The organism is Nocardia sp. NPDC058058 (assembly GCF_042885355.1).
In the GTDB taxonomy this organism is placed as follows: domain Bacteria; phylum Actinomycetota; class Actinomycetes; order Mycobacteriales; family Mycobacteriaceae; genus Nocardia.
Genome location: NZ_JBHVSA010000001.1, coordinates 1,817,906 through 1,837,851, shown reverse-complemented (window position 1 = coordinate 1,837,851; position 19,946 = coordinate 1,817,906). Strand labels below are relative to the sequence as shown.

General features: G+C 66.9%; 17 protein-coding genes. 12 read left to right on the top strand and 5 right to left on the bottom strand.

Annotation, left to right across the window (positions count from 1 at the left end):
- Positions 1-4 precede the first annotated feature (4 nt).
- The 5 genes from ACFVUS_RS08540 (at position 5) to ACFVUS_RS08520 (ending at position 6,703) form a co-directional block, all read left to right on the top strand.
- On the top strand, positions 5-3,400 hold the full coding sequence (locus ACFVUS_RS08540; protein ID WP_387762674.1) for a hypothetical protein: 3,396 nt from the start codon (positions 5-7) through the stop codon (positions 3,398-3,400).
- Entirely contained in the window at positions 3,397-3,705 is a 309-nt protein-coding gene (locus ACFVUS_RS08535) for a transposase (RefSeq protein WP_376069057.1), read from the top strand. Before ACFVUS_RS08540 ends, ACFVUS_RS08535 begins: the two co-directional genes overlap by 4 nt.
- 190 nt (positions 3,706-3,895) lie before the next feature.
- Positions 3,896-4,423, top strand: coding sequence for a hypothetical protein (locus ACFVUS_RS08530; protein WP_387762671.1), 528 nt, complete (start codon positions 3,896-3,898; stop codon positions 4,421-4,423).
- Positions 4,424-4,460: 37 nt separating this feature from the next.
- The gene (locus ACFVUS_RS08525; protein WP_387762669.1) at positions 4,461-6,320 is read left to right on the top strand and encodes a type IV secretory system conjugative DNA transfer family protein; all 1,860 of its coding nucleotides are present in this window, start codon (positions 4,461-4,463) and stop codon (positions 6,318-6,320) included.
- A complete protein-coding gene (locus tag ACFVUS_RS08520; protein WP_364632357.1) occupies positions 6,317-6,703 on the top strand; it encodes a DUF4913 domain-containing protein in 387 nt (128 codons plus the stop codon). Before ACFVUS_RS08525 ends, ACFVUS_RS08520 begins: the two co-directional genes overlap by 4 nt.
- Before the next feature lie 114 nt (positions 6,704-6,817).
- On the opposite strand, the gene ACFVUS_RS08515 is transcribed toward ACFVUS_RS08520, so the two are convergent.
- Together ACFVUS_RS08515 and ACFVUS_RS08510 are read right to left on the bottom strand one after the other, a co-directional pair.
- Positions 6,818-7,372, bottom strand: coding sequence for a hypothetical protein (locus ACFVUS_RS08515; RefSeq protein WP_364632359.1), 555 nt, complete (start codon positions 7,370-7,372; stop codon positions 6,818-6,820).
- A 425-nt stretch (positions 7,373-7,797) separates the two neighbouring features.
- On the bottom strand, positions 7,798-8,607 hold the full coding sequence (locus ACFVUS_RS08510) for a peptidylprolyl isomerase (RefSeq protein ID WP_387762666.1): 810 nt from the start codon (positions 8,605-8,607) through the stop codon (positions 7,798-7,800).
- Between the two features lie 128 nt (positions 8,608-8,735).
- Between ACFVUS_RS08510 and hisS the strand changes: the two genes are divergently transcribed.
- The 3 genes from hisS (at position 8,736) to ACFVUS_RS08495 (ending at position 12,335) form a co-directional block, all read left to right on the top strand.
- Positions 8,736-10,016, top strand: a complete 1,281-nt coding sequence (gene hisS, locus ACFVUS_RS08505; protein ID WP_387762664.1) for a histidine--tRNA ligase — start codon at positions 8,736-8,738, stop codon at positions 10,014-10,016.
- A gap of 502 nt (positions 10,017-10,518) precedes the next feature.
- Positions 10,519-11,166, top strand: a complete 648-nt coding sequence (locus ACFVUS_RS08500; protein WP_387762662.1) for a hypothetical protein — start codon at positions 10,519-10,521, stop codon at positions 11,164-11,166.
- Between the two features lie 158 nt (positions 11,167-11,324).
- Complete coding sequence (locus ACFVUS_RS08495) at positions 11,325-12,335, top strand: malate dehydrogenase (protein WP_387762660.1); 1,011 nt, start codon at positions 11,325-11,327, stop codon at positions 12,333-12,335.
- A 1-nt stretch (position 12,336) separates the two neighbouring features.
- Here ACFVUS_RS08495 and ACFVUS_RS08490 read toward each other — a convergent pair whose 3' ends face one another.
- Entirely contained in the window at positions 12,337-13,209 is an 873-nt protein-coding gene (locus tag ACFVUS_RS08490) for a TIGR03619 family F420-dependent LLM class oxidoreductase (protein ID WP_387762658.1), read from the bottom strand.
- 252 nt (positions 13,210-13,461) lie between these two features.
- Between ACFVUS_RS08490 and ACFVUS_RS08485 the strand changes: the two genes are divergently transcribed.
- The 4 genes from ACFVUS_RS08485 to ACFVUS_RS08470 all read left to right on the top strand — a co-directional run bounded on the left by ACFVUS_RS08485 (position 13,462) and on the right by ACFVUS_RS08470 (position 17,987).
- Entirely contained in the window at positions 13,462-14,211 is a 750-nt protein-coding gene (locus ACFVUS_RS08485; RefSeq protein WP_387762656.1) for an SDR family oxidoreductase, read from the top strand.
- Positions 14,212-14,476: 265 nt separating this feature from the next.
- The gene (locus tag ACFVUS_RS08480) at positions 14,477-14,794 is read left to right on the top strand and encodes a hypothetical protein (protein WP_387762654.1); all 318 of its coding nucleotides are present in this window, start codon (positions 14,477-14,479) and stop codon (positions 14,792-14,794) included.
- A complete protein-coding gene (locus tag ACFVUS_RS08475) occupies positions 14,791-17,301 on the top strand; it encodes a hypothetical protein (RefSeq protein ID WP_387762652.1) in 2,511 nt (836 codons plus the stop codon). The genes ACFVUS_RS08480 and ACFVUS_RS08475 overlap by 4 nt, the downstream gene beginning before the upstream one ends.
- A gap of 26 nt (positions 17,302-17,327) precedes the next feature.
- Positions 17,328-17,987: a hypothetical protein gene (locus ACFVUS_RS08470; RefSeq protein WP_387762649.1), complete on the top strand. Its 660-nt coding sequence runs from the start codon at positions 17,328-17,330 to the stop codon at positions 17,985-17,987.
- Positions 17,988-17,996: 9 nt separating this feature from the next.
- Here the strand turns inward: ACFVUS_RS08470 and ACFVUS_RS08465 are convergent, their stop codons facing one another.
- Positions 17,997-19,577 carry a hypothetical protein gene (locus ACFVUS_RS08465; RefSeq protein WP_387762647.1) on the bottom strand — a complete coding sequence of 527 codons (1,581 nt, stop codon included), beginning with the start codon at positions 19,575-19,577 and terminating at the stop codon, positions 17,997-17,999.
- Positions 19,574-19,903, bottom strand: coding sequence for a type VII secretion target (locus ACFVUS_RS08460; protein WP_387762645.1), 330 nt, complete (start codon positions 19,901-19,903; stop codon positions 19,574-19,576). The genes ACFVUS_RS08465 and ACFVUS_RS08460 overlap by 4 nt, the downstream gene beginning before the upstream one ends.
- Positions 19,904-19,946: the final 43 nt, after the last annotated feature.

Below are 19,946 nucleotides of genomic sequence, written 5' to 3'. Positions count from 1 at the left end.
CTTCATGCCACGTGACTTCGAACCCCCGGTCCGGGAGCGCGATACCGCGCCACCCGCCCGCCGTTCCACCCGCCGGGACACGCCCCCGGAACCGGACCTCACCCCCGAGGATCCGGCGCTGCCGGTAACCCGTGTGGCCCGCGACGAGCACCGTCCCCGTCGCGGCACCCTCCCGGACCGTCGCATGCTGCGCCGCGACCCGTTGCCCGACGGTCCGGTGCAACTCGGCCCGGATCCGGAATCGGCGGAGCCGGAACAGCATTCGAGTCCGGAGACGCTCGCGAGCCCGGACGCGCGGAACCGGGACGAGGTCGCGCTCACGCCTCCGGAATCGCGGCCCGAGCCCGAGGTGGTAGCGCCGGAACCGGAGTCCTCGGGCGAGATCGCACCGGAGCCGGATCCGTGGTCCCGGGCCGGGCTCGGCGGAGTCGCCGATAGCGCTGTGCCGGAACTGTTCTCGGAACCGGGGCCCGAACTCTCCGCCGAGGAGGCGCAGGACCGCGCGCGGTCCACCGATGCGTTGCGATCGAGTGCGAGCTGGTCACTCGGCCGCCGGAAGAAATTGCCCAGTCTGGAGCCCGAACCGTATTCGGGGCCGGAAATGGTGTCTCGCACCGAGATCGGTACGTCCGAGGGCGCGAGCGCGCCCGCGGCAGACGCGGCGGGCGGACCGGAATCCGCCGCCGGCTCGAAACAGGTGGAGCGCGAACGCGCGCCCCGCGCGGCGGAGGGGATGCGCCCGCGCGGTTCGGATCGAGTCGAGGGGGACCGTATGGACGAGGATCACACGCGCGGGTTATCGGGTAGTGACACCGCCGCCACGCTGGAGGCGGAAACCGCCGGGCGCGAACAGACTCCGGGATCGGACTCCGGGGCAGCCGCGGTCAGTGCGCGGCGGGCACGCGGTACCGAGGCCGCGACGGCCGAGGGATCGGCGCACGGTGCGGCCGCGGATCCGGCGGTGCGAGGGCGCGAAACGCATCCCGGCCGCGAGGTCGCGCGCCGTGGCGATGCGGGCGAGCGAGCGACGGACCCGGCCGGGCGGGAGCACCGCCGGGGTCCGGGGACCGACCGGGAGGGACGACGCGGCGAAGGCCGGGACGTCCCGCGCGGTGGCGCAACCGAGGGAACGCGCGGGCGTGGCCGTGAGCCGCTCCCGGGTGAGAGCCGCGAGGGTGCGGGTGGCGAGGGCCACGAACGCGGGCATCGCGAGGGTTACGACGCCGCACGCGGTGACGATCGGGAAGCGGGCCGCAGGCGTGCTGACGGTCGTGAGGCCGCCCGCGGGCGCGAGATCCCGCGCGGTGACGGTCGTGCGAGCGGGCGCGGTGAGCGCGGTGAACGTGACGGGCGCGCCGATGCGCGCGAGGGTGCGCGAGATCCGCAGCGCGCCGGAGGAACCGAAGGCCGCAGCGCGGAGGCCCGTAAGCGGCCGACCGATCCGGACCGGGTGCACCTGGGTGGACGAGCCGGTTCGCCGAGCCGCACCCGGCGGCCGCGGCCGGACGGTGAGCCGGGGGAGCGCTCGGGGCGGGAGCGGCGCGGGCGCACCGAACGCGGTGCGGCCGAAGCCCAGGCCCGGGCAGCCGGTGGTAAGGGCAAGGGCGAGACCAGGAGTGAGCGCGCCGAGCGGACCAAGGCCGCCAAATCGGCCGCGGCCAAACGCCGGGCGGCGGCGAAGAAGAAGCAGCGCCAGTCCGGCCCCAAGCTGCTCGACGATTCGACGCGGGCCAAGCTCGAGGTCATCACCCGTGAGCAGAACGGCATCGGTGCGCTGTGGGCGACCTTCCGGCTGCACACCGACGATCTGCGGCGGCGCAACTTCGCGGCGCGCGCGGAGCGCATGGAGTACGGCAGCTTCGACGAATTCGACCGCACCACACAGCAATTGACCGATCGCGGCTATATCGGCGCGGGTGGCGGGCGAATGAACGTGGTAGGGCGGCCGGTGGAGTACCGCGCCACCACCGCGCAGGTCGCGGGCCTGTGGCCGTGGTCGGTGGGCGCGGGCGCACCGCTGATCGGCACCCCGCTGGGTTCGCATCTGCATACCGGCGCACCGGTCTGCTTCGATCCGATGAACTGGTTCATGCGCGGCAGCTTCATCACCGCGCCCAGCCTTTTCGTGCTGGGACTCAACGGTTTCGGTAAATCCTCGCTGGTGCGCCGAATCGTGCTCGGCGGTGTGGCGCAGGGCATCACCCCGCTCATCCTGGCCGACGTCAAACCCGACTACCGCAAGCTGGTGGAGTTGGTCGGCGGCCAGGTCATCGATCTGGGTTACGGCCACGGCAAATTGAATCCGCTGGCCGCGGGCGTGCTCGGCTCCATCGTCCCGATGCTGACCGAACTGCCCGCCCTGCACACCCAGGTCATGCAGGAGTTGCGCGCGCGCCAGGTCACCCTGGTCGCGGGTCTGGTGGAGCTGGTTCGCGGTGCGCGCGTACGGGATTACGAGGAGACCCTGCTCGCCACGGCGTTGCGCATCCTGTACCGCCCGGGCAGCGCGTTCACCCCGGATAAGCCCCCCATCATCGAGGATCTGCTCGAGGTCATCGTGGCGGGCGGCGATGAACTCCAACTCGACGCGGGCGCGGACAATCCCGATGAGTACCAGAACGCCATCAAGGGTCTGCGCCGCTCGCTGCGCGCACTCACCCAGGGTCCGTTCGGCGCGGTGTTCAACGGCCAGACCACAACTCCCATCGACACCACCGCCACCGCGGTCTGCATCGACGTCTCGCATATCCCCAGCGGTGACAAGAAGCTCAAGGCCGCGGTCATGCTGGCCTGCTGGGCGGACGGTTTCGCCTCGGTCGAGGCCGCGCACGTGCTCGCGGACGCCGATCTGGGCCCGCAGCGCTACTTCCAGGTGGTCATGGACGAGCTGTGGCAGGTGCTGGGCCTGGGCGACTTCATGGTCGACCGGGTGGACGAATTGACCCGTCTACAGCGCGGTATCGCGACCTCGCTCATCATGATCAGCCACACCATCAAGGACCTCCAGGCACTGGGTTCCGAAGCCGCCATCGCCAAGGCGCTCGGCTTCCTGGAACGCGCCCGCGCCAAGATCTTCGGCGCGCTGCCCGCCGAGGAGATCGCCCGCCTGGACTCCACCGTCCCGTTCACCTCCGCCGAGGAGGACATGGTCACCAGCTGGTCGGCGCCGCAGGCACTGACCGGTGAGGCGCTCAAACCGGGACAGCAACGCCCACCCGCCCCCGGCACCGGCAAATTCCTGCTCAAGATCGGTGAGGACCGGCGCCCGGGCATTCCGTTCCACATGGAGTTCACGTGGTCCGAGAAGGAAAGCGGAATCCACGACACCAACCAGCGGTTCAGTGAATTCACCGAATCCACCGCCCGCCGCGGCACCGAGGACGGGAGCGCTACCGAATGATGCCGCACAGGTCCTACCGAAGAGTTTCACCGGAAGTGCGCCAGGCCGCGGTCGAGCAGGTCATCGCACTCACCGGAAAGCTGCGCTCGGAATCCGAGGCATGCCGGGTGGTCGCCGAACAGATTGGCGTACACACCAATTCGGTGCGCAACTGGGTCCGGGCCGCCGAAACCCCCGGCCTGGAGCAGATGGACGCCACCAACCTGCGCCGCAAAGTAGCTCTGCTGCAACAGCAGCTGGCCGCCGCCGCGGAAATGAACCGCACCCTGGTGGAAACCCTCTACGACGCCAAGCGGGGCATGTGACCGCGCACCGGGTCACCCGATGACCCCGTATCCGCCGCGCGGACACGCCGAGCCGGGAAACCCGCTGGTATGGCCCGGGTGTCGGTCACAGCGGCTAGCCTGGAAGCAAGGTCCGCAATCGCGCGAACCGCGCGCAGCGGCCGGTGCGGCAACCGTACGAAGGACTGGGCAACGCACGAAACTGGTGGTGATGCTGGTGCTGAGCGTCGCAATGCTGGTGTCCGCGTGCAGTAGTGGCAGTGACGGTGATTCGAAGCCGAGCAGGCTGAATCCGCCGACATCCACCACGCGCCTGCTGCAGAGTGCCCCGGCCCCGGATCCGACGAGCGCGGACGGAGTCGCGGTGGCGGCGCTGCGCGAGATCTTCACCTGGTATCCGGCTACCGAATCCCAGAGTTCGTCGCTGGGCCGGGCGCGGAAATGGCTGGGTCCCACGCTCATCCGTACACTGGACACACCACCCACGAGCGCCGAAATGCCGAAGGCGACGCTGCAGTGGGCCGACTGGGCCAAGGCCGGAGCGCATATAGAGGCGTTCGCCTTCGCTTCGGGTGAGACCGCACCGCCCGGAGCGGATCCCAATCGGGCGCAGTACAAGATCGGTATCGAACAGACGGTCGTCTATCCGGACGGGCGGCGCAGCCCGCTCCCGGCCAGTACGGTCGTCGCTACCGTCGTACGAACCAACGGCACCTGGCAACTCGACGGATTCCGTTGAGCGGCAACGACATACAGGTCATCTGAGGAGGCTGGAGATGGCGAAAGCACCGGTGAAGGATCCGGCCGAAGCGGGCCCGGACCATCAACTGAACATGATCTACGCGGGCTTCGCGGTCTTCGGAACCCTGTGGCTGGCAATCCAATTGGGCAATCTGCTGTCCACGCCGAAGCAGGATGTGCCGATCAACCCGATCGCCATCGGCGTCGCCCTGGCCAAGGGCAAGCTGGAATGGCGCTGGAGCTCGACCGTCATCGTGCTGCTGGTGATCGCCGCCGCGCTCGGATATCAGCTGTACAAGCGGAAGGCCAAGGCGCGCAAGGCCGTCGGACGACTCCCGGTCGACGACAAGGCCGACGTCATGGGCAATGGTGGTGCGATCAAGGCGCTCACCGACGCCGGTGTGCGCGAGAAGGCCGAACAGCTCGGCATGCGCCTGGGCCGCGAGGATATGCCCGGTGTGCCGATCGGCATGTCCGTCGCGGACGGCTGCATGCTGTACGGCTCGTACGAGGATCTGCACATCGACATCTGGGGTCCGCGCCAGGGCAAGACCACTTCACGGGTCATCCCGGCGATTCTCGCCGCCATCGGCCCGGTGCTGGTCACCTCCAACAAGCGCGATGTCGTCGACGCCACCCGAGATGTGCGCGACAGCAAGGGCAGTCCGATCTTCATCTTCGATCCGCAGGACATCGCGGTCGATCCGATGAATCACGATGACCGCGCCCGCACCTGGTTCTGGGATCCGCTGGCCTGGGTCGACGCCCGCAGTGACGGATGCGAAATGCGCGCGGCCCGGCTGGCCGGGCACTTCGCCGACGGTGACGACAGCTCCGGTTCGGTCGCCACCTCCACCGACAGCTTCTTCGATCAGGAAGCCGAGGATCTGCTCGCCGGTCTGTTCCTGGCCGCGGCGGTGGACGAGCGCCCCATCACCCAGGTGTGGGAGTGGGTCACCAACCCGCAGGACACCGAACCCATCGAATTGCTGCGCCGCTCCGGGCGGTTCCACTTCATGGCCTCGGGCCTGGCGCAGCAGTACAACGTCGACGAGCGCACGCGCAGTGGCGTTTTCGGTACCGCCAAGAAGATGGTGCGCTGCCTCAAACTCTCGAACGTGCACCGCTGGATCACCAAGGAATTCGGCGGCCAGCAGTTCGACGAACTCGCCTTCATCCGCGATAACGGCACCCTGTACTGCCTTTCGCTCGAAGGCCGCGGTTCGGCCGCACCACTGGTCAGCGCCCTGACCGAGGCGGTCATCGACGTCGCCACCCGCGAGGCGTCCCGCTCACACGGCGGTCGCCTGGAGATCCCGCTGCTCGCGGTGCTCGACGAGGCCGCGAACGTGGTGCGCTGGAAGGATCTGCCCAAGCAGTACAGCCACTTCGGCTCGCGCGGCATCGTGGTCATGACGGTGCTGCAATCGTGGGCGCAGGGCGCTCGCTGCTGGGGCGCGGACGGTATGGAAGCGCTCTGGGCCGCGGCCAATATCAAGGTGCTCGGCAGCGGTGTGGACGATACGAAGTTCCTCACCGAACGCTCCGAGGCCATCGGCGATCATGACGCCATCTCCCAGTCCGTCTCGGAATCCTCTGGCGGCAAGAGCTATTCGCGCTCGCTGGGCTCCTCGCGCACCTTCAGCGTGAACGGTCTGGCCACGCTGCCGCGCGGACGCGCCATCGTATTCTCCTCCGGCACACCGGCGGTGCTGGTGCGCACCGTGCCGTGGTGGGAGGGTGAATACAACGAAGAGGTGAAGAAGTCGATCACGCATCACGATCCCTCACCTCGCCGCAAGACCGAAATCGTTGATCTGATCGGCGCGCCGTCGCTGATCAAGGCAGAGCCGGCGAGCGACGCCGGGCAGATTGAGGAGGTCCGGCCGCTGTGAACGAACAGCAGGAAACACCGATGGTCTACGCCAGCGTGGTGGAGTTCGTGGAGAACTATCTGAGCCTGGTGTACCGGCGGCAGGTGACCGATATCAGCGATACCGTCTGGTGCCCGGAATGGTGGAAGCACGCCGAGGCGGTGGCGCGCCTGGATGCCATGTGGCGCGCGTGGGAGCACTTCCGCAAGGACGGCAAAACCGGTCTGTCGGTGTGGTTTCTGGATCACGCCGATCCACATATGGCGAAACTGTTCGACCCCAAGGGGCCGTTCAAGTACTGCAGCGTGCGCAACGGTCACAAGGACATGCTCACGCCGCTGCCGTTGAAGTCGCCGGTGGGCGGACTGTTCAGCGATCCCACCATGGGTGATTTCCGGATGTAGCACGCGGATCACCCGGGGCGGACGACCGGCGCGATCACGGTCGCGCTGTCGGAAGCTATGTGGCGGATCGTGTTTCGACGCGATCCGCCGCTTCGCTCTCTCGGATGGAGTGGATCAGGAGCGAACGCGTTCGCGCCCGCGGGCTTCCTGCTCCCGGGCCCGGCGCTGTGCCACCGCGGCCTCCTGCTCCTTGGCGCGCACGGCCTCGGCCGCGGACTGCGCCTGCCCGACCTCCATCAGCATGCGCACCGCCGCCAATTCGGGAGCGATACCCATGCGCGAAAGATGTTGGGCCAGAGCGGTTCGGCGCTCGACGGAGTCGTAGCGCACCAGGGACTTGTTCATCGCGGCCTGGGTCGCGGCCATACGAGTGGCCTCGGCCTGCGCGGCGAACCGGTCCTTCTCGAGAGATACACCCTTGTCCAGCGGCGGCTTTTCGATCATCCGCGCGAGAGCCACGTTGCGCGGATCCTTGGCCTTGGCATCCGCGGCTTCCCGGAGCTGACGCTCACGGGCTTCCTTCTGCCGGGCTTCGGTGACTTTGACGCGGGCTTCCGCCTCTTTCTGGCCACGTTCCCGGGTTCGCAGCGCGACAAGTGTCGCGAGCTGCAACATTTGCCTCATCATCGCCGCGGTTTCGCGGCCGATGTCGTCGAGTTCCTCGGCCATCGCATGCTCCCCGATGCTGCAGTGATCACTATGGATGATTGTGGTGCTTCGTCACGGACATCGCCACACGAACGGTAATTCGGGTAGTCATGTCCCGCCTGCAAACGTGGACACCGAGAGCACTTGGAGGCGTTGGGGTTACTGCCCGTTGGGGGTTGCCCGGTGGGCTGTACTACGCCGCTTCGTACTCCGTTCTACGAGATTACCAGCGAAAACTCGGATACCGCCGTACGCGCGCGTCGCGATACAGCATATATCGCACAATTCCGGCAGTGTGCGGAAAACTCAGGATTTTCTTTGGTTAGGAAAGCCTTACACAGAAGGTTCGGTGGCCGAAACCAGCGTGTTTCGCCGGAAACCAAACGGTCCCGGCGTCATCGGACGCCGGGACCGAAAAACCATGCCGGTCAGTCGTTTTGGGTCGATCAGTCGATCTTGACCGATTGGATGGTCACATCGTCGACCGGTTTACCGTCTCCGCCACCGCCCTGCACGCCCGCCGCGGCGATCTTGTCGAGCGTGGCCAGCCCGGCCTCGTCGACGGTGCCGAACATGGTGTACTGCGGCGGCAGCTTGGAATCGCCGTACACCAGGAAGAACTGGCTACCGTTGGTACCGCCGCCATCGGTCGGATCGGGTCCGGCGTTGGCCATCGCCAGCACGCCGCGCTTGTAATCGATCGGCTGCTGCGCGGCCGGATCCATCGGGCTGTACTTGGTGGTGGGGTACTCGTTGTCGAACTGGTAGCCCGGACCGCCCGAACCCGTCGCGGACGGATCGCCGCACTGCAGCACCTTGAGACCCTCACCGGTGGTCATCCGGTGGCAGCTGGTGCCGTCGAAGAACTTCTGCTTCGCCAGCGACTCGAAACTCGCTACCGTGCAAGGGGATTGGTCCGCGTTCAGCTGCACCGGGATCGGCCCCTGGGTGGTGTCCAGAGTTGCCTTGGCGCTCTTCACATCCGAGGGCTTGTCCACCTTGGGCTTGTCGACCGGGCGCGCCGCGGGGGTCTGCGTGGGGCGGAAATCGCACGCGCTCGCGGTCGTGCTCTTGTCGTCGTCCTTGTCCCGGTTCCAGTAGATGCCGAAACTCACCGCCGCGACCACGACCACTACACCCACCACAGAGCCGGCGATGGTCAACTGCTTGCGCTTGCGCGCCCGCTGGGCCCGACTGGCGACCTGACGCTCCAGCTTCCGTTTCGCCGCAGCGCGTCGCTGTTCATTGCTCGGCACTAGCTAGTCCCTCCGTATCGGTTGCTTCCGGGCTAAGAGTGTGCCATCAGTTCCTGAGACAATCCCTTATAACCGCTGCACGATAACCGGTTGGACTTGCGGAAGCACCATGGGGAAAACTGGACGCCGTGACCAAGACCAGCAGCTTCCGTGCCCCGAAGGGTGTGCCCGACTACCTCCCGCCCGTATCGACGGAGTTCATCGCTGTGCGCGACGCCCTGATGAACACCGCTCGACTGGCCGGATACGGGCATGTGGAGCTGCCTATCTTCGAGGAAACCGCGCTCTTCGCCCGGGGTGTCGGCGAGTCGACCGATGTGGTCTCCAAGGAGATGTGGACCTTCGCCGACCGCAACGGCGAGAGCTTCACGCTGCGGCCCGAAGGCACCGCCGGCGTCATGCGCGCGGTCATCCAGCACGGGCTCGATCGCGGGCAATTGCCGGTGAAACTCGCCTACGCCGGGCCGTTCTTCCGCTACGAGCGCCCGCAGAAGGGCCGCTACCGGCAGTTGCAGCAGGTCGGCGTGGAAGCCATCGGCGTGGATGATCCGGCGCTGGACGCCGAGGTCATCGCCATCGCCGATCGCGGTTTCCGCTCCCTGGGCCTGGACGGGTTCCGGCTGGAACTGACCTCGCTCGGTGACGACTCCTGCCGCCCGCAGTATCGGGAGTTGTTGCAGGAGTTCCTGTTCAAGCTCCCGCTCGATGAGGAGACCCGCCGCCGCGCCGAGATCAACCCGCTGCGCGTGCTCGACGACAAGCGGCCCGAGGTCAAGGAAATGACCGCGGGCGCGCCGCTAATGATCGACCACCTGTCCGAATCGGCCAAGGCGCACTTCGATCTGGTGCTCGGCTACCTGGACGCGCTCGGCGTGCCGTACGTGGTCAATCCGCGCATGGTGCGCGGCCTGGACTACTACACCAAGACCACGTTCGAATTCGTGCACGACGGTCTCGGCGCGCAATCCGGCATCGGCGGCGGCGGCCGCTACGACGGACTGATGGCCGAACTCGGCGGTCAGCCGCTGTCCGGCATCGGCTTCGGCATCGGTGTGGACCGCACCGTGCTGGCGCTGGAGGCCGAGGGCAAATCCGCCACCGACGGCTCCCGCGTCGACGTGTTCGGGGTATCGCTCGGCGATATCGCCAAACAGCGCCTGGTCGTGCTCGCCGCACAGCTGCGAGCGGCCGGTATCCGCACCGACCTCGCCTACGGCGGTCGCGGCGTCAAGGGCGCCATGAAGGCGGCCGACAAGTCCGGCGCCCGTTACGCATTGGTGCTCGGCGACCGCGAGGTCACCGACGGCGAAATCGGCCTCAAGGACCTGAGCAACGGCGAACAGCGCCAGATCCCTCTGGACGAAGCCGTCGCCCAGGTGACCGCGGCCCTTGCGGGCCAACAGGATTGATGATGGAGGGTGTCCGGGGCGGTTGAAAGGCCGCTCCGGACAACGCCGTTGATGAGGGTTGTGACGGCCTCGCGTGACCATCCGGGCTCGCCGGGCGTGGCGAACGCCGCGGGCGCGACCCCATGGTGCGCCGTTACTGGCAGCCGCGTGCGCGGTTATCCTCGGCGCAGCTGACAACCCTCGATCGGGGAGGCTCGTGTGGTGGCCCGCTGTGTGCCCGCGGTACCAGCTGACGCATGGTCGGATTGCCGGTGCCGGTGGTCGGGTTGCCCGGTGGTGGTGGGCTGGATGCCGGGTGGCGGTGGTCGATCTGTGTTGTGCCGGTGAGGATCTGCCCGCGGTGAGCCGGTCGGCCACGTGGGCGTCATCGTTCGGCCTGGGCGGTGTCGGGTGGATACCGTGCGAATCGCGGCCATGAGTCTGGAACGGCTGGTAGCGTCCCGTGCGGCGCGCGGCTGGTGCGCCACGCCCACCGGCGCGCCTCCCGGATGAATGCGCAACCGTGACAGAACAATCCGTACCGGGGCCCGTCGCAGAGATCGGGCTCGATCTGATCGCACCCGAGGTGCTCGCGCCCGCGCTGCGCCGATTGACCGTGGCGGCCATCGGAATCGGGGCCGGGGTGGGATTGCTGGCGGCGGTGCTGGTGAGCTGGCAGGTGGGCATCGCGGTGGGAGCGGTGCTCGGAGCGCCCACCGCGCTCTACGCGATCGCCGTGCAGCGCAGGCGAATTCGGCTGTCCGGTACCGAGGTCCGGGCGCGCACCTGGCGGGGTGAGAAACGGCTCGATCTGGCCGCCGCCACCGGGGTGGAAATCCTGGTGCATCCCGGTCGGCTGAGTCGAATCGTGTTGCGCGCCACCGCCGGACCCGATACCCGCATCGTGCCGCTCGGCATGTACACCGATACCGGTGAAGGGCGCGAACTGCATCCGCTCGGATTGCGCAAACTCGCCGACGCGTTGTCCGCCTGCCCACTTGCCGCGGCCCTGGCGGTGTCCGATGTGCTCATCCTGCAATCGCGGACCGAGGCGCGCGACGCGTTCGCCGAGGAGCGGCCGCTGTACCGGGCCGTGCGGCTGGTGCGGGATCGGGACGCGGTATCCACGATTGTGCTGACCGACGCCGATATCGCCCAGTTGGCCCGCTGATCGCCGCGCACGCTATCGCGCGGATGGACGCTGTTCGGCTGCCGGGAGGCCCAGCGCGCGGTGTCTGATTGCTCACGAACGGGCTCACGGGCGGGGTGTTCGGGCGGTGAGCGGAGTTAGGCTCGAGGCGGAGAATCGACTACCGCGAGGAGTTCGTCGTGAGCACTGCCGCTCGGCCGGAGCCTGTGACCGTCACCGTTACCGGGGCCGCCGGACAGATCGCCTACGGGTTGCTGTTCCGGATCGCGTCCGGGGCGCTGCTCGGAGCCGACACGCCGGTGCGATTGCGACTGCTGGAGATTCCCGCTGCGGTGTCCTCGCTCGAGGGCGTGGCCATGGAGCTGGAGGACGGCGCGTTCCCGCTGCTTTCCGGGATCGATATCTCCGATGATCCGTGGGTCGGGTTCGACGGGGCGAATATCGCGCTGCTGGTCGGTGCGCGCCCGCGCACGGCCGGGATGGAGCGCGGGGATCTGCTCGCCGCGAACGGGCCCATCTTCACCGATCAGGGTGCGGCCATCAATGCCAACGCGGCGCCGGATATCAAGGTGCTGGTGGTCGGAAATCCGGCCAATACCAACGCTTTCATCGCCGCGAGCAACGCTCCCGACGTGCCCGCCGCGCGCTTCACCGCGCTGACCCGGCTGGACCACAATCGCGCCATCGCGCAGGTGGCGAAGAAGACCGGGGCGGCAGCGGCGGAGATCGAGCGAATCGCCATCTGGGGCAATCACTCCGCGACCCAGTATCCGGATCTGAGCTACGCGACCGTCGGCGGTAAGCCCGCGCTCGAGCTGATCGACGATCAGGCGTGGGTGGAGAACGACTTCATTCCGACCGTGCAGCAGCGCGGCACCGCGATCATCAAGGCGCGCGGCGCGTCCTCGGCGGCGAGTGCGGCCAGCGCCGCCATCGATCACATCCACGATTGGGCGCTGGGCACCGCGCCCGGGGAATGGGTGTCGATGGCCGTGCCGTCGGACGGTTCCTACGGTGTGCCCGAGGGGCTCATCAGCTCGTTCCCGGTCATCTGTGCCGACGGCGAGTACAGCATCGTGCAGGGCCTGGAGATCGGCGAATTCTCCCGCGCCCGAATCGATCTGAGCGTCGCGGAGCTGGCGGCCGAGCGCGATGCGGTGATCGAGCTCGGCTTCGCCAAACGCCCCTGACCTAGCGCACCTTGGCGATGATGTTGTCGCCGTACCACTTGATCTTGGTGATCTTCTCTTCGAGGGTTTCCGTATCGTGCTCCTTGGCGTAGGAGTTGCGGAAACCGACGATCAGATCGGTGATGCCCTTCTCCTCGACGCGCTTCACCCCATCCGGGGTGTAGCCGTCGTAGGAGACCGCGTGGATTTCGAACTCGCCGGGATTGTCACGCTCACTGCGCAATTCGTTGATCCGGGCCAGGTACTTGTCCAGCTCCTCGGCATTGCCGCCCGCGTGCATCCAACCGTCGGTCAGGCGCACCGCGCGCTTGAGTGCGGCATCGCTGTGCCCGCCCACCAGGATCGGCAGCGGCTTGGTCGGCGCGGGGGTGAGCTTGATCTTCTGAATATCGTAGAACTCGCCGTGGTACTCGAAGTACTCGCCGGTCGAGAGGCCCTTCACGATCTCGATGCATTCGTCCAGGCGCTTGCCGCGGCGCTCGAACGGCACGCCCATGATCTCGAAATCCTCCGGCCACGGGCTGATGCCCACGCCGAGCGCGAAACGGTTATTGCTCAGGCGCGCAAGCGAACTCGCCTGCTTGGCGACCAGCACCGGCGGGCGGATCGGCAGCTTGAGCACGAACGGGGTCAGCCGCAGCGTGGTGGTGGCCGCCGCGATGGCCGCCGACAGCACGAAGGTCTCGATGAACGGCTTGTCCTCGAGGAATTCGCGGTTGCCGTCGGAGTTGTACGGATACTTCGAGTCCGATTCGGCCGGATAGGCAATGCTGTCCGCCACGGTGATGCTGTCGAACCCGGCCGCCTCGGCCGCCTGAGCGAGGGGGATGTAGTAATCCGGGTTGGTCATCGCCTCCGCATAGGTGAAGCGCATCGGGTTCGTCCTCTCGACAGTGAGCAAGTTCGAAAACTAGAACAGATTCTAGTTGTTGTCGTGATGCTAGCCCGATATCGGCCGCGGCGGCAGATGAACCGGCCGAAACCTGCCACCCGGCCGCGATATCGCTGAGGTGCAGCATCTGTTGTAGCGCAGCCGTAGCCGACCCGCCCGCGGAGGTCTCGATAGCTGAGATGGCCGGTCCGAGGGGGTTGCCTTTCGAATCTGCATCTTGTTCTAATCCAAGGCATGACCATCGCCATCACCGGATCCGGGTCGGGCATCGGAGCGGCCACCGCCGCCGCGCTCACCGCGGCGGGCCACGACATCATCGGCATCGACCTGCGCAATGCCGATGTGACCGCCGACCTCACCGATCCGGCCGCCCGCGCCACCGCCGTCGAGGCGGTGCTGGAGCGCTCCGGCGGTGTGCTCGACGGCCTGATCCTGTGCGCCGGCGTCGGCCCGCACGTGCCGGACCCCAACTTCGTGGTCGAGATCAACTACCGCGCCACCATCGCCTTCCTGGACGCGCTGTTCCCCGCCCTGCAGAAGGGCGAATCCCCTGCGGCCGTGGTGGTTTCGTCGGTGGCCTCCACCCATATCAAGTGGGAGGACAACCCGATCAACAAGGGTACCGAGGCCGAATCCTTCGCCTCCGCGGGCGATTTCGCGGGCCAGTACGCCTACGCCTCCTCCAAGAACGCGGTCACCGTCGCGGTTCGCCAGCGCGCGGTCGAATGGGGTAACGCGCGCGTTCGCCTCAACACAGTCGCCCCCGGCAGCGTCGACACCCCGCTGCTGCAGGCGGGTATGGACGATCCGCGCTACGGCGACGCCATCCGCAACTTCGTCGCCCCCATCGGCCGCAACGGCACTCCCGCCGAAATCGCTTCGCTCATCAAGTTTTTGATCGGTCCCGACGCGGGCTTCATCCACGGCGCGCAGTTCGTAATCGACGGCGGTATCGACGCCCAGGTCCGCCCCTCGGCGGTCTGATCCGGCGCCGGGCGATCCCCGGCCCACGAACGGTGGCCGTCGCCCGCGAGGTGTACAAATCCGCAATCGGTCTCGGCCCCCACGATGCCGCGGTCCCGGAGCAGCTACTCCGGGACCGCGGCATCACTTCGTTCGTCCCCTTGTTCATCGGCAGTCCCGTCACCCCGAATATGCGCTTGGTATCTTTAGGCGAACTGCTGGCTACCTGATCTGCGACGATCCGGTCCGGCGGCACCTGGTGCGACACCCGCGGAGGGGGATATCGGTGACCCTGCTGAAAGCCGACATAGAGCAGATCAACGCACTCGCCACCGTGCTGGACGGCGCGGCGGCCAAGATAGACGCACTCGATGTGCGCGGTGCGTCCACCTCGATCGCTGGAGCATTGCCCGGGACCCCACTCGGGGAGGCGTGTGAGCAGGGCGCCGAATACATCGAAGGTGCCTGGCTGCGGGTCTCACAGCGCATCGCGGAGGTGGCGGGCGCGATGCGGCAGAGCGCCGCGGGGGTGTCGGCCACCGACGAGTCATTTCGGGGCAGGCTGGAGGAACTGAACTTCCGACTGCCCGGCGAGCCGCGATGAGCGGTTGGTCGCTCACCCGGGCCAATGTCCAGGCCTGGAATACCGGCGCGCTCGGTGATCTCGCCACCGCCGTCGGGACGCGGAACGGTCTGTACGAGACCGAAATCGGCACGCCACCAAGGCATCTCGGAGACCTCGGCGACCGCTGGACCGGACGCGCCCGCGATGCGGCATCCGATCGGGTGGCGCAGGACGCACTGCAGGCTCGCAAGGTGAAAGAGGAGGTCGCGGACTTCGGCACCGTGCTCTCCGATGCGGGCGGCCGCCTGTTCTGGGAGCGAGACACCTTGCTGCGCAAGGTCGCCGACGCCGAGGATGGTGCGGGGGCCATCGCGGGGGAAACCTTGAAGGTCGCTGACGATTGGGCCGTCCAGGTCACCTGGCCCGCCGGTGTCACCGCGGATGAGAGGTCGAAGATTCTCGATCGGGCACGTGGTCACCAGGATCTGATCAATGCCGCCTGGATTCAACTCCGCGATGCGGCGCATCAGGTGGACCGGCTCATTCGAGCTGCGGCACAGCAGGTTCGGGATGCGGGCAGCAATTTCGGTGACGGTCTCGACGTGCCGGTGACAGCGGGCACCCGGGACACCCGGGCCGAACTCAGCGGCCGGGACGGAACCGAAGACGGTGCCACCATCGCGGACGGCAAGCTGTCCGCGGACGAGTCCGATCGGATCACCGAGCGACTGCTGCGGGCGCAACTCACCCCGGAACAGTTGGCGGCCATGGCCGATGGCCAGGACATCACCGTCCCGCAATCCACCATGGACTACCTGACCAACCTGTATCGGGAAGCGGGCCGCGACGGACTGCTCGTGCTGTCCCATAAACTCGACGGCAGCGGTGCGCCCGGGGCGCAAGCGCTGCGCGGCTCCCTGGGCAACGGCATGATGATGCTCTCCAATGAGCATGTCGTGGTACGCGATTCGCAAGGGCGCGTCACCGACAAGGGCTCCTACGACAAACTCGCCCCCGAAGTCCGCGAACTCATCGGCACCCGCCCCGCCTTCGGCACCGGCGCGCCCGACGCCAACACCCGCGACGTCCCCGACGACTACCGGCCCGGCCTGTTCACCTCCAAGGACCGCCACGGCGCGCTGGAGGAATACACCCGCGATATCTCCCGGCTGGCGAACTTCATCGACAACGCGGACCCGCGCTATATCCCCGGCCAGCGCCTCGGCGTCGAACTCACCCGCCAATCCGCCCATCAGGCCTGGCTGCTGGAGAACGGCGCGTACACCCACTACGAAGGCCACTCCGAGGACAGCTCCTACTTCTCCCGCCTCACCGAGGCCAGCGCCCACGACTTCCTCGACGCGGGCACCCGCAACCGGGACTCCAACTACGCCCTGCTCACCGGGAACGGCGACGACGAACTCTTCGGAAAGGGCGTCCCCGGACAAACTTTCGACGGCTACCACCGCAACGACGTCATCGCACCGCTGCTGCGCCACGAATGGAACGACGACGGCAAGGCCCTCTCCGGCCTCTACAACTGGATCGGCCAGGACGCCAACGTCACCGATCCGGGCAACCCCGCCCAGATCGCCCGAGCCGAACACGCCGGGCAGGCCGCCTTCGGCCTCTCGCAGATCCTCACCGACAGCAAACTGTACGACACCTTCATGAATGTCCCCGGCCACCACAACGCCTCGATAGGCGAGCTGAATCCTGTTGCGGTGCAGAAACTGTCCACTGCGCTGGCGCCCTTTATCGGAAACATGGCTGGTGCAGATCCGGAATTCCTGTCGACACGGGGATATGGAAATACGGACAACGCATCCGCTACTCATATTTTCTCGATCATGAACTCGAACGATGTGGCATCGAGGGATTTCAACGCTCATGCGTATATTGCGATCGCGGAGTTGGAGTACAAATTTGCCGAAGTGACGATGGATGATCCGGGAAATCCGCGCATTGATATCGGAGCTGCCGCAGGGCGTATTCAAGGAATGGTGGAGAGTGGCTATGCCCTGGAGGCTCACGACAGACAGGACGATGCGAATTCGGCGGCCAAAGACGGCAGTGACCACCGCAAGGATGTTTTCGACTCCGCGCGAGCTCTCATCAAGAATGGTGTGACTTACCTGCCGCTCGGGCCGCTCGAACCTGCCGGTAAATTCAGCAGCGGTCTGATAGATTTGTTCACCAATCCGATCGACCAGACATTGATCGGAAGCGCTGACCCGGTGTCACCCCGCAGCGGCAACGCCGAGCAGCAGGTCGACGCTCATCAGTCATACAACATCGTTCGTGCGCTCCAAGCCCAGGGGCCGTTGCACCCTGACCCCTACCTTGCTCGTTACTTGGATTCGGATGGAAAGCTGCTCGGCTGGGACGACGCGATACGGGTCGACAACCCGACCGGTGACCCTCGGCTGGGACGCGACAAGCTGGGCGGTGTCACCGAGGGCTACTTGGATAAACAAGGTTTTCCGATCGCCAGATTTCTACGAGCAATCAGCAATGGTCGACAGGAGGTGTTGAGCCCGCAATGAGTAGTGGTAACCGTTGGAGAGATTGCTTGACGGTAATCGTCGCTGGGCTGATTGTTTCAGTAGCGACCGGTTGTGGTCACGATGCTGCGGTGTCGAATGAACCCGCGATCGACCGTACTTGTATGTACAATAACCGGGCGCTGCTCGAATATAATCTGCTGGTGCAGGACCGGAAGACGAAGCCGATCGAAGATTCGCATATGCTGCCATATTTGGATTCGAACGGGAATGTCATTCCGTTCGACGCGGCACTGCAGGTAGATAATCCGAGCAAGGACCCGCGGCTGGGAAATGACAAGCTGGCCACTGTTGGTGTGAATTATCTCAACAGTCAGGGTTTTCCGGGATATCAGTTCAATCATGTCTACATGGATCTGCTTGGCGTCGTGACCGATGGGCGTGCGACGGATGGGCGAATCTATTACACGCTGGCCCAGCAACTCCGTTCGGGCACAGACGAATTCGACCGGCCCGCCGACCGGCTGCCCGAATCCGAGGTGCTGCGTCCGTATCTCGACGAACGCGGCGCGCTCGTCGGTTATGACCGGGCGGTGACCATCGCGGGCGGTGATCAGGCGCTGGCGACGGTTTTCGGGCAGTACTTCCGGGATGTCCATATCCCGGCCGATATTTTGGTCTCGACCTACCAGACGACCTACGACTCCTGCCTGAAGCAGAAGTCGTAGCACGGTCGGTCAGTCCGCCATCGGGCCCTGTAGTGACGTGGTCGCCGGGGGAGGGGTGGGCTCCTCGGTGTCGGGCTGACCGATGACCTCGGGGCTGGCCGCGCCGAGGTTGCCGGTGAGTTCGCTTTCGGCGGTGAGGCTTTGGTGGGGTTGGACGGTGCGGGTGGAATCCTGATCGGTGCCGCCGCGCTGGCCCGCGCCCGCCGCCGGGGAGCCCATGAAGCCGGGGTTGGCGGGGCCGCCCATACCGGGGGCTCCCGCGGCTCCGGAGCCGAAGGGGTTGGCCTGGGCGGCGATTCGGCCGCCGGGGATGGAGGAGCCGGGGCCGCCGGGGACCGAGGGGATGCCGCCGCCGAGGCCACCGCCACCGCCCGCGCCGCCACCGCCGGCCGCGCCACCGCCGCCTCCGCCCAGGCCCGCGGCCTTGGTGTCGAGATCGGTGGGGGAATTGGGGTTCGGGCTCGCCGGGGTGGTCGCGGCGGGATTGATCGCGCCCTCCAGCAGGGATTTCGCCTGTTCCAGGATGGGCTGGCCCACATTCTGGGCGAGGGACTGGGCCACCTCGGCGGGGTTGACGCCGGTGCCGTTGCGGCCCAGGAGCTGGCCGATCACGGCGTTGAGTTGGGTTGTGTAGCCGGAGAGTTCGCCGTGGGTCAGATTGACCACCGTGATCGCCGAGCCGAGATGTTCTGTGGCGGAGGCGATCAGGGCGGTCTGGCCCGGGGGAGTGAGCGCTACCGGGGCCAGCGCGGTGGCCTGGGCGGCGAAGGATTGCGCGATGGCGGTGAGCTGGATATTGCCGCGCTGCACCACCGCGGCGGCCTGCTCGGTGAGGGTGGACAGATCGAAACCGCGCTGGGTGGTTTCCTCGCCGTGCGTCTGAGCCTGCTGGCCCGCCGACTGGGCCTTGTCCGAAGCCTGGCCCTTCCACAGCGATTCGACTGTTTTGAGCGCGCCGCTGCCGATCTGCACGGCGCTCTCGATGTATTTGGAGCCCTGGCTCAGCAGCGTGGCCGGATTCAGCGTGCCCAGGACGCCGGTGCCGAAGCTGTTGATCAGGTCCAGGAACGGCTTGAACAGCGCGTCGATCCCCGGAATCGCGGGAACCGATAAACCCTTCATGAGATCGCCGACCGAATCGGCGGGCAGCGCAGGCAATACCGGATTACCGGCGGCCTGGTTGAACGCGGCCTGCGCGGCGCTCAGCGCGGCCGGGACGCTGTTCAACGCCGTATGGGCATTGCCGAGCGCACCCTGGGCATTGCTCAGCACCTGCTGCGCACCTGAAAGCACACCGTGCGCCGAGTCCAGCGCCGGCGCGATCGCGGCGTCCAGCACCGAGGCGGCATGCGTATCCCCGCCGGAGCCACCGGGAAAATGCGGCAGGCCACCCGAGAGCGGGCTGCCTTGCTCGAATTCCTTGCGGGACAGGGCGAATGCGGGCGGTTCGAAGTCGGGGATATCGTCCGGAAGATCACCGAGCGGCAGTGTGGGCAAGGCTCCGGGGTACTCGGTGGGCACCGCCCGCGCCGGATCGACCGCGGCGATGGGATGGTGCAGTCCGATCACTCCGGTATCGAGCGGCCTCATGCCTGCTCACCGATCTGATTCGCCGCACTGCCCAGCCCGCTCGCGAAGGAGCCGTCGGTGGCGTCATAGGTGGCGGCGGAGCCGAAGGCGGTCTGCCCGATATGTGCGAATCTCTCCGAGAGCGCGTTGATGTCTCTGTCATGCAGTAGCTCGGCGACCGCGAAGCTGGCCAGGAAATCCGCGCCGATGAGCCCGAAGACCGGTGTCATGGCGGCAACGTGCGAGGCCGTATCGATGCCGCCGGTGGCGGCGATATCGGCGGCCACGCCGTGCTGTGCGGTAGCGAAGCCGCGAACCGCGTCGGTGTCGACCGAGAGATCGGCCATGGGAGCCCCCCAATCAGCGTGACTGGCATCGAGTTGAAAAGAC

Coding starts and splice junctions, on each gene's coding strand:
- ACFVUS_RS08540 (WP_387762674.1), top strand. CDS start 5: ATGCCACGTGACTTCGAACCCCCGGTCCGGGAGCGCGATACCGCGCCA.
- ACFVUS_RS08535 (WP_376069057.1), top strand. CDS start 3,397: ATGATGCCGCACAGGTCCTACCGAAGAGTTTCACCGGAAGTGCGCCAG.
- ACFVUS_RS08530 (WP_387762671.1), top strand. CDS start 3,896: ATGCTGGTGCTGAGCGTCGCAATGCTGGTGTCCGCGTGCAGTAGTGGC.
- ACFVUS_RS08525 (WP_387762669.1), top strand. CDS start 4,461: ATGGCGAAAGCACCGGTGAAGGATCCGGCCGAAGCGGGCCCGGACCAT.
- ACFVUS_RS08515 (WP_364632359.1), bottom strand. CDS start 7,372: ATGGCCGAGGAACTCGACGACATCGGCCGCGAAACCGCGGCGATGATG.
- ACFVUS_RS08490 (WP_387762658.1), bottom strand. CDS start 13,209: ATGCGCTTCACCTATGCGGAGGCGATGACCAACCCGGATTACTACATC.
- ACFVUS_RS08485 (WP_387762656.1), top strand. CDS start 13,462: ATGACCATCGCCATCACCGGATCCGGGTCGGGCATCGGAGCGGCCACC.
- ACFVUS_RS08475 (WP_387762652.1), top strand. CDS start 14,791: ATGAGCGGTTGGTCGCTCACCCGGGCCAATGTCCAGGCCTGGAATACC.
- ACFVUS_RS08465 (WP_387762647.1), bottom strand. CDS start 19,577: ATGAGGCCGCTCGATACCGGAGTGATCGGACTGCACCATCCCATCGCC.
- ACFVUS_RS08460 (WP_387762645.1), bottom strand. CDS start 19,903: ATGGCCGATCTCTCGGTCGACACCGACGCGGTTCGCGGCTTCGCTACC.